The organism is Pseudohongiella sp. O18 (assembly GCF_021729085.1).
Taxonomy (GTDB): domain Bacteria; phylum Pseudomonadota; class Gammaproteobacteria; order Pseudomonadales; family Pseudohongiellaceae; genus Pseudohongiella.
Genome location: NZ_JAJSAR010000002.1, coordinates 369,058 through 383,920, shown reverse-complemented (window position 1 = coordinate 383,920; position 14,863 = coordinate 369,058). Strand labels below are relative to the sequence as shown.

The 14,863-nt window shown below is 56.7% G+C and carries 11 protein-coding genes; all 11 read right to left on the bottom strand.

Features of this window, described 5'->3' with window-relative positions; genetic code table 11:
* Positions 1-110: 110 nt before the first annotated feature.
* The 11 genes from LVD14_RS08915 to rimM all read right to left on the bottom strand — a co-directional run bounded on the left by LVD14_RS08915 (position 111) and on the right by rimM (position 14,852).
* Complete coding sequence (locus tag LVD14_RS08915) at positions 111-1,346, bottom strand: aspartate kinase (protein ID WP_237133739.1); 1,236 nt, start codon at positions 1,344-1,346, stop codon at positions 111-113.
* Between the two features lie 76 nt (positions 1,347-1,422).
* A complete protein-coding gene (gene alaS / locus LVD14_RS08910; RefSeq protein WP_237133738.1) occupies positions 1,423-4,032 on the bottom strand; it encodes an alanine--tRNA ligase in 2,610 nt (869 codons plus the stop codon).
* Positions 4,033-4,112: 80 nt separating this feature from the next.
* Positions 4,113-5,201 carry an AI-2E family transporter gene (locus LVD14_RS08905; protein ID WP_237133737.1) on the bottom strand — a complete coding sequence of 363 codons (1,089 nt, stop codon included), beginning with the start codon at positions 5,199-5,201 and terminating at the stop codon, positions 4,113-4,115.
* A 69-nt stretch (positions 5,202-5,270) separates the two neighbouring features.
* Entirely contained in the window at positions 5,271-7,445 is a 2,175-nt protein-coding gene (locus LVD14_RS08900; protein WP_237133736.1) for a protein-disulfide reductase DsbD family protein, read from the bottom strand.
* A 127-nt stretch (positions 7,446-7,572) separates the two neighbouring features.
* Positions 7,573-9,300: a single-stranded-DNA-specific exonuclease RecJ gene (recJ, locus tag LVD14_RS08895; RefSeq protein WP_237133735.1), complete on the bottom strand. Its 1,728-nt coding sequence runs from the start codon at positions 9,298-9,300 to the stop codon at positions 7,573-7,575.
* A 49-nt stretch (positions 9,301-9,349) separates the two neighbouring features.
* Positions 9,350-10,741, bottom strand: a complete 1,392-nt coding sequence (thrC, locus tag LVD14_RS08890) for a threonine synthase (protein WP_237133734.1) — start codon at positions 10,739-10,741, stop codon at positions 9,350-9,352.
* Position 10,742: 1 nt separating this feature from the next.
* On the bottom strand, positions 10,743-12,059 hold the full coding sequence (locus tag LVD14_RS08885; RefSeq protein ID WP_272907300.1) for a homoserine dehydrogenase: 1,317 nt from the start codon (positions 12,057-12,059) through the stop codon (positions 10,743-10,745).
* A gap of 121 nt (positions 12,060-12,180) precedes the next feature.
* Positions 12,181-12,957 (bottom strand): DsbC family protein, encoded by a 777-nt coding sequence (locus tag LVD14_RS08880; protein WP_237133732.1) that lies wholly within the window; start codon positions 12,955-12,957, stop codon positions 12,181-12,183.
* 170 nt (positions 12,958-13,127) lie between these two features.
* Positions 13,128-13,493, bottom strand: coding sequence for a 50S ribosomal protein L19 (gene rplS, locus LVD14_RS08875; RefSeq protein ID WP_237133731.1), 366 nt, complete (start codon positions 13,491-13,493; stop codon positions 13,128-13,130).
* A 42-nt stretch (positions 13,494-13,535) separates the two neighbouring features.
* Positions 13,536-14,291: a tRNA (guanosine(37)-N1)-methyltransferase TrmD gene (gene trmD, locus LVD14_RS08870; RefSeq protein ID WP_237133730.1), complete on the bottom strand. Its 756-nt coding sequence runs from the start codon at positions 14,289-14,291 to the stop codon at positions 13,536-13,538.
* Between the two features lie 24 nt (positions 14,292-14,315).
* On the bottom strand, positions 14,316-14,852 hold the full coding sequence (gene rimM / locus LVD14_RS08865; RefSeq protein ID WP_237133729.1) for a ribosome maturation factor RimM: 537 nt from the start codon (positions 14,850-14,852) through the stop codon (positions 14,316-14,318).
* Positions 14,853-14,863: the final 11 nt, after the last annotated feature.

Here is a 14,863-nt window from a genome sequence, read left to right as displayed (position 1 = left end):
AGACTGCGCGGTTACTCAGTAGACCGGATAACAAACCAAATGCAGTCACGTCTCCCCAAAACAAATCACGGCCAGGTCTACGCCTGACTTTTCGAGCTCGCTCCCCCTGATCATCCAGCCAGTGCGGTCTCTTCCCCTAACCCGAATGCGGAGTGCAGCGATCGCACAGCCAGCTCCAGGTATTTCTCTTCTATAACCACCGATATCTTGATTTCGGAGGTCGTTATTATCTGAATATTGATTGACTCGTCGGCCAGTGTTTTGAACATCTGGCTGGCGATACCGGCGTGAGATCGCATGCCGACCCCCACCAGAGACACCTTGGCAATCCTGTTGTCAACGCTGACATCACGAGCGCCTACCTGCTGCGCCACTGCAGTGACCAGTTTGCGGGTCTGCTCGCTGTCCTGGCGCTTGACGGTAAACGTTATGTCAGTTGTACCATCAGCGGACACGTTCTGCACGATCACGTCGACTTCGATACCCGCATCGCTGACCGGGCCCAGCACCTGATAGGCAACCCCTGGCACATCCGGTACACCGGAGACAGTCACTTTTGCCTCGTCACGGGTGAATGCAATGCCAGAGATGATCGGTGCTTCCATTTCAGTGTTGTCCTCAAGTGTAATCAGTGTGCCGGGATCATCTTCAAAGCTGGACAGGACGCGCAATGGCACCTTGTACTTGCCGGCAAACTCCACGGAGCGTATTTGTAGTACCTTTGCCCCCAGGCTTGCAAGCTCCAGCATTTCCTCGAATGTAATCGTTCGTAACAACCGGGCGTCTTCAACGACGCGCGGGTCGGTGGTGTAGACGCCTTTTACGTCGGTATAGATCTGACATTCGTCAGCATCCAGCGCCGCCGCCAGTGCCACCGCCGAGGTATCCGAGCCGCCCCGACCCAGTGTGGTGATGTTGCCATCACCATCAACACCCTGGAATCCTGCCACCACTACTACGTGGCCCTGATCCAGTTCGTCTTTTATACGCTGGGAATCGATCTCCTGGATTCGTGCCCGCGTATGCGCGCTGTCAGTCAGGATACGGACCTGAGATCCGGTAAACGATCGGGCGCCGCAACCGCGCTTGTGCAGGGCCATGGCCAGTAATGCCACTGTCACCTGCTCGCCGGTCGACACCAGTACGTCCAGTTCCCGCGGACTTGGCTGTTCCTGTATTTTTTCGGCCAGTGCAATGAGCCTGTTGGTTTCGCCGCTCATCGCAGAAACCACAACAACGATGTCATCGCCGTTGCTGCGGCTGGCAATAATCTTGTCGGCGACCGCTTCTATGCGCTCAACACTACCTACCGAGGTACCACCAAACTTCTTGACTATTAACGCCATATAATTGCTTCACCGACATTGACTGTGATTAAAACAGACTTATTAAGACCTTGGCAAGTCAATAACTTACGCAGCTTCATGTGATCTGCTTCACAGTTTCAATCACAGATGCCAGTGCCGCAGGCAGGGCTGCTGCATCGCTGCCGCCAGCCATCGCCATGTCCGCTCTACCACCACCTTTACCGCCCACCTGCTGCGCTACCGAATTAACAATATCGCCTGCCTTGATGCGGTCGGTCAGGTCCTGCGTAACACCGGCGACCAGCGCCACTTTGCCACCATCCGCACAGCCCAGCACAACAACCGCGCTGCCCAGCTTGTTCTTGAGCTTGTCGACGGTCTCACGCAGCGCCTTGCTGTCAAAACCTTCCACCTGCTGAGCCAGCACCTTGATACCATTGACCTCAACGGCACTGGATGCGATATCGCTGCCAGCCGCACTGGCCAGTTTGCCTTTGAGCTGTTCCAGTTCTTTCTCGGTGCTGCGCAGATTGGCAACGACCTGCTGCACCCGCTCGGCCACGCCATCGGCGCTGCTGCGAAGGGTTTCACAGACCTGCCGCAATACCTGCTCTTCACGCTCGACGTATTGCAGCGCGCCAAGCCCCGTGACGGCCTCAACCCGGCGTACGCCGGCGGCGATACCGCTTTCGGCAACCAGTTTGAACAGACCGATGTCACCTGTGCGATCTACGTGCGTCCCGCCACACAGTTCAGTCGAAAAATCACCCATGGTGACCACTCTGACCTTGTCGCCGTATTTTTCACCAAACAGGGCCAGCGCACCTTTTTCCATCGCCTGGTCCATGCTCATGACCTCTTTGTGGACCGGTTCGTTGCGCAGTATTTCCACATTGACCAGTCGTTCAATCTTCGACACTTCCTCTGCCGTCAGCGGGCTATTGTGGGAAAAGTCGAAGCGCAGGCGATCTGCTGTCACCAGCGAGCCCTTCTGAGTCACATGCTCACCCAGCACTGTGCGCAGCGCGGCGTGTAACAGGTGCGTCGCCGAATGGTTGAGCATGGTGGCGTGTCGATTCTGTTCTTCAACGGCTGCGGTCAGACTGTCACCAACAGACAGACGGCCCTGGCGCAGGGTACCTTTGTGCAGTACATGTTCACCCTGCTTCTGGGTGTCCTGCACGTCGAACAGCGCGCTGATGGCACCGTTCTGACGCACTTCCAGCGCACCGCGATCGCCCGCCTGACCACCTGATTCACCGTAGAACGGGCTGATGTCGAGCAATACGACGGCTTCGGTATTTCCGATCAGATTCTGCACCGCTTTGCCATCCTGATAGATGGCCAGCACGCGGGCGTCCTCACGCAGGGTGTCGTAACCCACAAATTCGGTGGCAGCAGCGCCTTCGATGCTCAGTTTTTCCACGGCATTGAACTGGCTGGCGGCACGGGCCTGCTGACGCTGTCCTTCCATGGCCTGCTCGAAGCCTGCCATGTCCAGTGTCAGATTGTGTTCGCGTGCCACATCCGCGGTCAGGTCGACCGGGAACCCGTAGGTATCGTAAAGACGGAATACGGTATCGCCGGGCAGAACCTCGCCTTTTAGCTGGGAGATGGCCTGCTCGAGAATCTGCATGCCGTTCTCCAGAGTACGGGCAAACTGTTGCTCTTCTTCACGCAGGACGCGTTCCACGCGCGCCTGATCTTTTTTCAGTGCCGGGTAGGCGTCGCCCATCTCAGTAACCAGTGCGGCGACCAGGCGGTAGAAAAACACGTCTTTGACACCCAGCTGATAGCCGTGACGAACGGCACGGCGGATGATTCGGCGCAATACATAACCCCGGCCTTCATTGGAAGGCGTCACACCGTCGAGCACCAGGAAGGCACAGGAGCGGATGTGGTCGGCGATCACCCGCAGGGAAGTATTGGTGGTGTCGGCAACACCGGTGATCTCTGCAGCCGCTTTCAGGAGGTTCTGGAACAGATCGATCTCATAGTTGCTGTGTACATGCTGCAGCACGGCCGCCAGGCGCTCCAGACCCATACCTGTATCTACCGAAGGCTTGGGCAGCGGCACCAGTTCGCCACTGGGCTGCCTGTCGAACTGCATGAATACCAGGTTCCAGATTTCAATGTAGCGGTCGCCGTCTTCGTCCGGGCTGCCGGGCGGGCCGCCAGCCACTTCGGGCCCATGGTCATAGAATATTTCGGAACAGGGACCGCAGGGGCCGGTGTCACCCATCTGCCAGAAGTTTGATTTTTCTCCCAGGCGAACCACGCGATCAGCAGGCACACCAATTTTGCTGGTCCAGATTTCGGCGGCCTCGTCGTCATCCTGAAACACGGTCACCCACAATTTGTCGCGCGGCAGCTGCAATGATTCAGTCAAAAATTCCCAGGCATAACGAATCGCGTCTTCCTTGAAGTAGTCACCAAAACTGAAGTTGCCCAGCATCTCAAAAAAGGTGTGGTGACGCGCGGTATAACCCACGTTCTCAAGGTCGTTGTGTTTGCCACCGGCACGCACACAGCGCTGCGAACTGACGGCGCGCGTGTAGCTGCGTACTTCGGAGCCCAGGAACAGATCCTTGAATTGCACCATGCCCGCGTTGGTGAACAACAGTGTCGGGTCGTTGCCCGGCACCAGCGAACTGCTGGGGACAATCTCATGCCCTTTCGACTTGAAATAGTTCAGGAACGACTGGCGAATATCATTACTTTTCATCTAACTGTCCAATATTGAATGGTGGCGCTGTTTGTTGGCGGCAGATTATACGCCGATGTAATTGTCCTGTCGTCAGGACACTAGGATTGTGCAGGAGTGTCCTGATCGACCGGCAGATCTATCTGGCCGTTGCTGGACAACAGGATAGCAATCGGTCGCGTTTTAGGAAAATGCGATAAAACGATTGTTGTGATAATCAGGAACGGAACGCACAGGAACATGCCTGCCACGCCCCAGATGTAACCCCACAGGGCCAGATTAAACAGAATGACTACCGGGCTCAGGTTCAGCGAAGTACCCATCAGGCGGGGCTCAATAATATTGCCGATTGTCACCTGCAAGGCGCCGATCATCATCAGCACCAGCAGTGCCAGGTACAGGCCGTCATCAGTCGACTGCGCCAGAGCAATCATGGCGGGAAAAATTGTGGCGATGATGGAGCCCACGGTGGGAATAAAATTCAGCAGAAAAATCAATGTGCCCCAGACTTCGGGAAAATTCACGCCCAGCAGGCGCAAAATGACGTAGCCCAGCGTGCCTGTTATGGCGCTGGTCAGCATCTTGATGGTCATGTATTTCTGGATGTCACCACGCACCTTGTTGATGATTCGGCGCACGCGCCGCTCTCGCGCAGGGTCACCGATCAGGGCCGACAGTTTATTGTTGAAATTGCCCTGCTCCAGCAGCAGGAAACCCACATAAATCATGATCAGGATGCTATCGGCCGCCAGGCCGGTAAATGTCAGCGCCAGTGCTGTGACCATGGAGGAGATATCCAGCCATTCAGTCACAACCTGGGTGAATCCGCCGGCCGGGAACTGGGCGGTAAATGGCAGTGACTGCCAGTAATCACGCAGATTGGCTTCGTATACGCGCGCCACGCTACCCAGGTCATTAAGACTGCCGCTGACAAACTGGACGATGACAGTTACCACGGTTATCCAGATCAGTATCGCAGCCAGAAAGCACAATGGACGCGGAATGTGCCAGCGGCCCAGAGGAATTCGTGCCACCAGATTGGCGACAAAATTGATGAGAAACCAGAAGACGATAGCGATGACCAGTGGCAGGAAGAGTTGCTGCCCGACCACCAGCAGATAGATGCTCAGCGCCACAATCAGGGCGCTGAGCGCGAAGTTCACCAGCGGTGTTTGTTGCCTGACACTCATTCCGCGCTCCCGGCACGCAGACAAACTATTAAGCTAACCTGCTACGTGTCCGTCGTGCAGGGTGCTGGATCATAAACTGGCAACAGCGTCGATGACAATCGAAGGTGTCAGCAGTTGCGGCAGTATTACCGGCTCCAGAGCCGGGTCGCCAGGATACAGAATATACAACGGGACGCTGGGTCGATTGAAGGCATCCAGGACTTTGGTGATCTCTGGATCCTGATTGGTCCAGTCGCCCTTCATGTAGGTAACACCATTGTCGACCAGTGCCTGTTGAACACGCTCTGTGCCCAGGGTTGTGCGCTCATTGGCCAGACAGGTGATACACCATGCGGCCGTCATGTTCAGCAAAACCGGCTTGCCCTGCGCACGCAGCTCGTCGATGCGGGCGCTGGCAAAGGGCTCGAACTCGGCCATGTAGTCATCGCCTGTCATGTCGATGCCGGTGTCACCACCTGCGCCGTTGCCCGGGACCAGCATGGGCGTCCACAGGAAGGACAAACCGCCGATGATCAGGGCCACACCGGCAACGCGACCGACCCATGTTTTCGCTCCGCTGTGACCTGCCGATTTCTGCAACAGCCAGACGGCCAGAGCAACCATCAGACCGGCGGAAGCGACGGCGGTCATACCATCTACACCTACCTGCAGACCCAGCACCCACAGCAGCCACAGTGCAGCGGCGTACATCGGGAAGGCCATGAACTGCTTGAATGTTTCCATCCAGGGACCGGGTTTGGGCATGCGTTTCATCAGGCCCGGCACAAAGGTCAGGATCAGGAATGGCAGCGCCATACCAAGACCCAGGAAGCCGAATACCAGCATCGCGACGACCCATGACTGCGACAGGGCAAAACCCAGTGCCGCGCCCATGAATGGCGCTGTGCAGGGGCTGGCGACGACAGTGGCCAGCACACCGGTCAGGAAAGAAGAGCGATAACCGTTACCCGTGCCCAGGTTGCTGCCCAGCCCCATCAGCCGTGTACCAAACTCAAATACACCTGACAGATTGAGACCGATGACAAAAAACAGCAGTGACAGCGCCCCCACAAACCATGGCGACTGCAGCTGGAAGGCCCAGCCAACTGCCTGCCCGCCGGCCCGCAGTGCCAGCAGTATGGTTGCCAGAATCATGAATGACACGATGATGCCGGCGGCGTACACAACACCGTGCATGCGATGCGTTCCCGTTGACGCTCCCGCCTTTGAGGTCAGATTGACCACCTTCAGGGACAGTACCGGGAACACACAGGGCATCAGGTTAAGAATGACACCACCCATCAGCGCGAACGCCAGAATCAACAGCAGACTCTGATCCCCTGCCATCGACCCGGGACCTGAATTGTCCATGGACTGCTCGGCAGCCACAGTAGCCAGCGCAGCCAGGCCTTCGGGCGTCGATTCGGTGGCATTGATGACAAAACCATCAATCTCGCCGTTGCTGCGCTGCACGGCCAGCATGCCACCAATTTCTGTCAGGTCGGTCAGCATGCGACGCGGCTGCCCGTGGGTGATCTGCACCAGACCGGGGTAGACCGTCACGTCACGCAGGGGACCCGGTGACAGGATTCGGCGCTGCTCCGGGAAGAACCAGGCCTCTTCGACGTCGTCAAACTCGCGCTCATTGGAAGATACGGAGAAGCTGACACGGTCACCGGCAATGGCAAACATACTGTCCAGCTTGTGTTCTTCGACCGGCAGCAGCTCGCGGGTCTCGGCAAAGGCGTCTGCCCATTGTGGGTTCGGCTGCAGCTCACCAGCGCGATCGACCGGCAGTGTCAGACTGACTTCGGCATCGCCGATCAGACAGATCAGGTCGCACACCTGCCACTCAACATGGGCAGTAGCATTGAACTGTTCGCCGCTCAGGTCGGCAGGTACCTGAATGGGCACCATCAACAGCACTTCTTCTTTATAGGAGAATGTGACCAGGTCGGTGCCGGGGAATGGCAGCCAGCTGGGTACCGGCCAGTGGATATCGCCCGCCGAGGCGCCTTCCGGCAGCTGCCACTCATGAATCATGGTGGCGTCGCCGCTGTCACCCGGCCATTTAGAATAGGTATGCCAGCCCTCTGTGGGCTTCAGGCGGACAGCAGTCCAAAGAGTCTCACCGGGCACTACATTGGCAGACTCGGAGACCAGTTCGACTTCGATCTCTTCACCGACGAATACTTCCGCGCTCGCTACTGTGGAAAAGACCGCCAGCATCAGCAGCAATAACTTCTGTACCAACCCCTGTCGCATCACAGCTCCCCGTCTCAAGTGCTTGAATATAGCAATATTTTCTTTTATATCAATTTCTTGAATGGCCCGATTGTAGCGTCTAAGTCAGGCGGATGGCAGTCCCCTTTGTGATAAAAAGTAACATTTTTCACACGGGTTCCAGATGCAGCACAAGAAGCTGCGCCTGACTGACGCCCCGAAACTCATTTACATCCAGCCGGTAGACGACAGACACCTCTCGAATCGAGGCATCGGGCCACGTATCTCTATCCACATTAAAGGCAATGGCGTCTATCAGGGTGACACCACCATCGGCCGACAGCACCATTTTTAAATGCTTTTCGCCAACCAGACGTTGCTGGATCACTCGAAACCGGCCATCGAACACCGGCTCCGGGAAACCCTGACCCCAGGGCCCGGCATCGCGCAGCATACGGGCTGATTCCAGGCTGTGCGCCTCGATCGGCAGTTCGCCGTCGGTCAGCAGGCGGCGCTGCAGGGAATCACTTTTCAGCACCGATTCGGCACAGCGCTGCAGGGCATCCTGAAAGGCCGGCAACTGCTCTGGCGGCAGGCTGAGTCCCGCTGCCATAGCGTGACCGCCAAAGCGGGTAATGACGCCGGGATAGCGTGTAGCAATATCCGCCAGCAGGTCACGAATATGCAGCCCCTCTATCGAACGGGCAGAGCCTTTCAGCTCCTGTTCATCAGCTTTGGCAAAAATGAAGACCGGTCGGTGTAATTGTTCTTTCAGTCGCGAGGCTAGAATACCGACCACACCCGGGTGCCAGCCTGCATCGTACAGACAAAGCGCGGCTGGCAACTCGCGATGCTCCAGCTCGCCCAGCATTTCCTGCAGCGCCTGGTCGGCCTGCTCGCGCATTTCATCCTCGATACGTCGACGTTCCTGGTTAAGGCGATCCAGTTCGCGGGCGTGGCGTTCCGCACTCGCGGAATCGTCAGTAAGCAGACAGGCAATACCGATTGACATGTCTTCCAGGCGCCCTGCTGCATTCAGGCGTGGTGCCACGGCAAAGCCCATGTCGGAGGCTGTCAATGAATGCGTGGCGCGACCGGCAACCGACAGCAAGGCATAAATGCCGGGACAGCCTCGCCCCTGGCGCATGCGACGCAGGCCTTCGTTGACCAGAATTCGATTGTTACGATCCAGTGGCACCAGGTCTGCCACAGTGCCCAATGCCACCAGATCCAGCAGTTCTCCCAGATTGGGCTCCTGAATACCCGCACGGTCAAACCAGCCCTGCTGGCGCAGCAGGGCACGCAGGCCCAGCATTACATAGAACGCCACACCGACGCCTGCCAGCGCCTTGCTGGCAAACCCACAGTCAGGCTGATTGGGATTGACGATGGCATCAGCATCGGGGAGTTGATCTCCGGGCAGGTGATGATCGGTAATCAGTACGGCAATGCCCTCGGCCTTCAGGCGCTCAACGCCTTCGAGACTGGAGATGCCGTTGTCCACGGTGATCACCAGATCCGGTCGACGCTCAAGAGCCAGTTCGGCAATCTCGGGACTCAGCCCGTAACCGTAGGCAAAGCGATCTGGGACAATGTAATCGACGTGCTGAAAACCCATTTTTCCCAGCGCGCGCACGACCAGTGCGCAACTGGTGGCGCCATCGGCATCAAAATCTGAAACAATCAGCACCCGGCCCTGGCGCTGCAGTACCTGGTACAGCAGATGGCTCGCTTCGGGCATGCCTTTTAACGTGTCTGGCGGCAGCAACCGGGAGAGTTTTAACTCCAGCTCTTCAGCATCGGTAATCTGACGCGCCGCGTAGATTCGCTCGAGCAAAGGCGGCACCCTGCCATGCAGGGCTGCCACCGATGGTACCTGACGCCTTTCTATAATCATGAAATCCTTACATGCATGGAACGGGGATCAGGGGGCTGAGCAGGAGTGCTCAGCCCAGGTGCTGCTGCATGAACTGTGTGACCGCGTTGATATCGTTATCCAGCACAGAGTAACGCTCATCACGCTCAAACAGATCCTGCATGTGCGCAGGCAGTTGCGGCGTCTGCAGGCCTGCCTTTTCCACTGCCTCGGCAAACTTCACCGGGTGTGCGGTGGCCAGTGTAACCATTGGAACGGACGTATCCTTGTTGCACTCGCGCGCCGCGTGAACACCGATGGCGGTATGCGGGTCGATGAGGAATTCTGTCTCCTCAAACACCTGGGCAATTACCTGGCAGGTGGTCTGGTCATCAACACCAAGACTGGAGAACAGTTCGCGGGCCTTCTGCCATTTTGCCTGGTCCAGATGCTGTGGCTTTTTCCCCAGACTGGTGACAAATTCGCTGACAGCCTCGGCATCCCGATCGAACAGGTCAAACAGATAACGTTCGAAGTTGCTGGAGACCATGATGTCCATGCTCGGCGACAGCGTATGTTCGAGCTCGCCCAGCGAGTATTCGTTGTCACTGATCAGGCGGTGCAGGATGTCATTGCGGTTGGTGGCAATGATCAGCTGATTGACCGGCAGCCCCATCTGGCGTGCCAGGTAGCCCGCATAAATGTCACCAAAGTTGCCGGTTGGTACCGAGAACGAAACCGGACGCAGTGGACCACCCAGATTCAGCGAGGCATAGAAGTAATAGACAATCTGCGCCATGATGCGCGCCCAGTTGATGGAGTTCACCGCCACCAGCTGTCGGCCATCGGGCAGGAAGGACTGGTTACCAAAGGCCGCCTTGACGATGCGCTGGCAGTCATCAAAATTACCTTTGACGGCTATATTGTGCACATTCTCGCCAGGGATGGTGGTCATCTGTCGGCGCTGCACCTCTGACACGCGCTGATGCGGGTGCAGAATAAACAGGTCGATATTGGCGCAGTGACGGCAGCCTTCCAGCGCAGCAGAGCCGGTATCACCCGAGGTCGCACCCAGTACGGCCACTTTTTTGTTATCGCGGGTCAGCACATGATCCAGCAGTCTGCCCAGCAATTGCAGGGCAAAGTCCTTGAAGGCCAGCGTCGGGCCGCAGTAGAGTTCCAGGACCCACTCATTGACGCCCAGCATACGCAGTGGCGCAATCGCCTTGTGGGAAAAACCGGCATAGCTCTGCTCGATGATATCCTGCAGCACATCGTCCGGTATCTCGCCATTAACAAACGGTTTGATGACCTTAAAAGCCAGTTTGTCGTAGCTCAGACCAGCCCAGGAGGCGATTTCCTCATGACTGAATACTGGCAGTGTTTCCGGCACATAAAGTCCACCATCAGGTGCCAGACCGGTCAGCAGCACTTGTTCAAAAGTGCAGGCGGGAGACTTGCCGCGGGTGCTGATGTATTTCATGTCAGTTGTTCTCGCCATCAAATTGTTCTACGCGGATGCGGATAATTTTTGCACCCACTTCATCAAGCCCTTCGATAACACCCTGGGCGACGTCCATCACTTCTTCCTTGATGCGGCTGGTCAGAATGACAACCGGCACTATTCCTTTATCGGCATCCTCGCCATGTGGCTCTTTCTGGATGACGGCCTCAATGTTGATGCCGTAATTGGTCAGCACCTGGGATATCTTGGCCATGACACCCACCTTGTCACGCGCAGGAATGCGCAGGTAGTACTCGGACTCAATCTCGCTGATGTCGAGTATGCGCAGATCATTGCGCAGATTGTTGAAGGCCAGCGGTGGCACCACTGAGCTCGAACGTTCCTCGCGCCATGCGCGTGCAATATCAATGATGTCGGCCACTACCGATGAGGCAGTGGCTTCGGCGCCGGCGCCGGCACCGTAATAGAGCGTGCTGCCGGAGGAATCGCCCTTGACCACAACAGCGTTCATGACGCCGTTTACATTGGCGATCAGCGTATCCTGGGAGATCAGCGTTGGATGGACGCGCAGCTCTACGCCACTCTCTGTAATACGTGTTATGCCCAGGTGCTTGATGCGGTAACCCAGCTCATCGGCGTACTCAATGTCTGCGGTCGTGATGTGACTGATGCCCTCAGTGAAAACACGATCGAACTCAAGGGCGATACCAAAGGCATTGGAGGCCAGAATGGCCAGCTTGTGTGCGGCGTCGATACCTTCGATGTCGAAGGTCGGATCGGCTTCGGCGTAGCCAAGCTGCTGTGCTTCTTTCAACACCTCAGGGAAGTCGCGCTTGCGCTCCCCCATCTCGGTGAGAATAAAGTTGCTGGTGCCGTTGATGATACCGGCCAGCCACTGGATGGAATTCGCGGCGAGACCTTCACGCAGCGCCTTGATGATGGGAATGCCACCGGCGACAGCGCTTTCGTAGGCAACAACCACGCCCTTCTTCCGGGCTGCCTCAAAAATGGTGTTGCCGTGCACTGCGATCAGTGCCTTGTTGGCTGTCACTACATGTTTGCCATTCTCGATGGCGTAAAGCACCAGTTCCAGCGCTGGATCGAAACCACCGATCAACTCCACAACGATGTCGACGTCGGGGTTTTTGGCAACGTCGAACACATCCTTACTGACTTTGATGTTGTCTTTTTTTAATGCCGGATCAGGATTGCGAGTTGCAACGTGGATGATATCCAGGTCCATGCCAACACGGCGCGTGATTTCCTTTCTCTTGGCCTGCAACAAGTGGTACGTGCCACCACCGACAGTACCCAGTCCGCAGATACCGATTCGCAACTGTTGATTCTTCGTATCCTGACTCACAATTTCCTCACATCAAAAAAAAGACACGAATCCAGTTCGTGTCGGGTAAAACAAATGTATCTGTATAAATGATACGTCGATTGTAAGTGACGTATTACTGGCCCAGAACGGTAGCCGCGAGGCGGTCAACTTCCATATAACCGGGGATCACGGTGCCATCCTGCAGCACAATCGCGGGCGTTCCGGAGATACCTATCTGATTGCCAATCGTGTGCTGGCTGATCACCGGATTCTGACATTCCAGCGCCGGCAGATTCTGTCCGTTTTTGGCCTGCGTCAGCGCACGCTTGCGATCACTGGCACACCACACCGAAATCATCTTGGGATAGGCTTCCGACTGCCGTCCGCCACGCGGATAGGCTACATAGCGCACCTCAATGCCACGCTCATTGATCGCCTCGATATCACCATGCAGGCGTCGGCAGAAAGTGCAATCAACATCAGTGAACACGGTAATGGTCGCGAGCGGGTCACTCTCCGGGCTGAAGATGATCATGTCCTCTTCAGCCATATTGGCGATCAGGTCCGCGGTTTGGCCTTTGCGTGTCTCTGCAGTCAGATTGACCAGCCCCTCGGGCCGGGTCATATACAGCTCACCGGTCATCAGGAACTGCCCGGAGCGGTTGGTATGCAGAATCTCGCCCGAACTCATGATGACTTCGTAGATGCCTTCCATTGGCGTCTCATTGACCTGGCGCACCTGCAACTGGCCCTGGCTGACAGCGCCCAGGCTGGTATTGAGGGTGTTGGTCAACTCGACGGCCCAGTCCGGGGTTTCCGCAGCCGTGGCGCTGCCAGCGACAAAGGTCAAAGACACAGCCGCCAGCTGTGCCCAACGCAATGCGCCATTCAGCTTAGATGACAACTTCATAGAGATTCTCCACAGCCATTTAGAGCGAGTAACAGATACACAAGACTTTACCATGAGCGGCACTACGGGCCAAAAAAAAGGGGCTCGAAAGCCCCTTTTTTCTGCATTTTTCTGCATCTTTGTGCCACAGGCTGTGACACCCGGCAGATCGGCGCGCTGGCCGGCAGAGATCAGCTGACTTTTTTGTCCAGCTTTTCTGTAATACGGGCAGCACGACCAGACAGTTCGCGCAAGTAGTACAGTTTGGCCTGACGAACGTCACCACGACGCTTGACGGCAATGCTGTCTACCAGCGGGCTGTAGGTCTGGAATGTACGCTCAACGCCCACGCCGTGAGAGATCTTGCGGACAGTGAAGGCAGAGTTCAGACCACGGTTACGGATACCGATGACAACGCCTTCAAAAGCCTGCAGACGCTCACGATCGCCTTCCTTGATCTTTACCTGAACAACAACGGTATCACCCGGGCTGAATTCCGGGATTTCCTTGTTCATTTGCTCTTTTTCGATCATTTCAATGTATTTGCTGTTGCTCATTGCCGCACTCCCATTATTGATACCTTGCTACCGTCACGGCAGTCAGGCACCAGATTCACTGATAAATTCGTTTAACAAAACCCGCTGCTCGTCGGTCAATTGCCGCGATTCGAGCAGATCAGGCCGCTTCAACCATGTTCTTCCCAGACGCTGTTTTAACTGCCAGCGTCGAATTTCCTGGTGATTGCCGCCGGTAAGTACCGCCGGAACATCCATCCCGGCAAAGGCCTGAGGCCTGGTGTAGCGCGGACAGTCCAGCAATCCGGCACCACCCTCAACCGCAGCAAATGAATCCAGACCTGCAGAGTCCTCGTTGCCAAGGGCTCCCGGCAGATACCGGATCACTGCATCCAGCATCACCATGGCGGGTAATTCACCGCCACTGAGGACGTAGTCGCCTACCGACCATTCCTCGTCAATCCGGGTTTGCAGTACTCGCTCATCGATGCCCTGATAGCGCCCGCAAACCAATATCAAATTCGTCCGACCAGCCAGTGATTCAACACCTGCCTGGTCCAGCCTGCGCCCCTGAGGCGACAGGTAGATCACCGTCGGCCGACTGTCATGCCAGGCCGTGGCTGCGTCGATGGCCTGACACAGCGGCTCGGTCTTCATCAACATGCCGGCGCCGCCGCCAAACGGCTTGTCATCAACTGTGCGGTGCCTGTCGGTGGTGAAATCACGTGGATTCCAGCACTTCAGGTCCAGCAGCCCGTTGCGACACGCGCGGCCGGTGATGCCGTAGTCGGTCACCGCGGTGAACATGTCCGGAAACAGTGTCACGATTGCAACTTTCATGGCGACGCCTTCCCGGTGGCACTCTTAAAGCAGGTAGTCAGCGCCCCAGTCCACCACAATGACGCCAGCCGTTCGATCCACCTTGACCACAACGTTGTCGGGCAGCCAGGGAATCAGCCGCTGCACATCATCAATGCTGTCAGCGCTGGCATCTACCACCAGCACGTCGTTGGCGCCGGTCTCCAGCAGGTTGCTGACTTTGCCGAGGCACTGCCTCGCCGTATTCTCAACCCGCAGGCCTATCAATTCGTGCCAGTAATAATCGTCTTCTGACAGATCCGGCAAGGCATCGGCCTGCACATAGAGCTCCACATTGGTCAGTTCACGCGCCGCTTCCGGCGTGTCGTAACCAACAAAGTGCCCTACCAGCCCTTTGCCGTGCGGTTTACCAGCATCCATGTCGAGCTGTTTCTCAAGCCCCTGACATGTTACGTAAAACGTTTTGTACTCAAGCAGGTTATCGCGTGGCTGAGTAAATGAAATCAGCTTGACCCAACCCTTGATGCCGTAGGGCGCACCTATGCGCCCCAGACAGATCCGGTCTGCAGATAACGCTGCCAATGCAACTCCGG

What these genes read in the sequence shown, in the direction of transcription:
- LVD14_RS08900 (WP_237133736.1), bottom strand. Translation starts at nt 7,445, where the DNA reads ATGCGACAGGGGTTGGTACAGAAGTTATTGCTGCTGATGCTGGCGGTC.
- LVD14_RS08905 (WP_237133737.1), bottom strand. Translation starts at nt 5,201, where the DNA reads ATGAGTGTCAGGCAACAAACACCGCTGGTGAACTTCGCGCTCAGCGCC.
- alaS (WP_237133738.1), bottom strand. Translation starts at nt 4,032, where the DNA reads ATGAAAAGTAATGATATTCGCCAGTCGTTCCTGAACTATTTCAAGTCG.
- trmD (WP_237133730.1), bottom strand. Translation starts at nt 14,291, where the DNA reads ATGAAAGTTGCAATCGTGACACTGTTTCCGGACATGTTCACCGCGGTG.
- thrC (WP_237133734.1), bottom strand. Translation starts at nt 10,741, where the DNA reads ATGAAATACATCAGCACCCGCGGCAAGTCTCCCGCCTGCACTTTTGAA.
- recJ (WP_237133735.1), bottom strand. Translation starts at nt 9,300, where the DNA reads ATGATTATAGAAAGGCGTCAGGTACCATCGGTGGCAGCCCTGCATGGC.
- rplS (WP_237133731.1), bottom strand. Translation starts at nt 13,493, where the DNA reads ATGAGCAACAGCAAATACATTGAAATGATCGAAAAAGAGCAAATGAAC.
- LVD14_RS08880 (WP_237133732.1), bottom strand. Translation starts at nt 12,957, where the DNA reads ATGAAGTTGTCATCTAAGCTGAATGGCGCATTGCGTTGGGCACAGCTG.
- LVD14_RS08915 (WP_237133739.1), bottom strand. Translation starts at nt 1,346, where the DNA reads ATGGCGTTAATAGTCAAGAAGTTTGGTGGTACCTCGGTAGGTAGTGTT.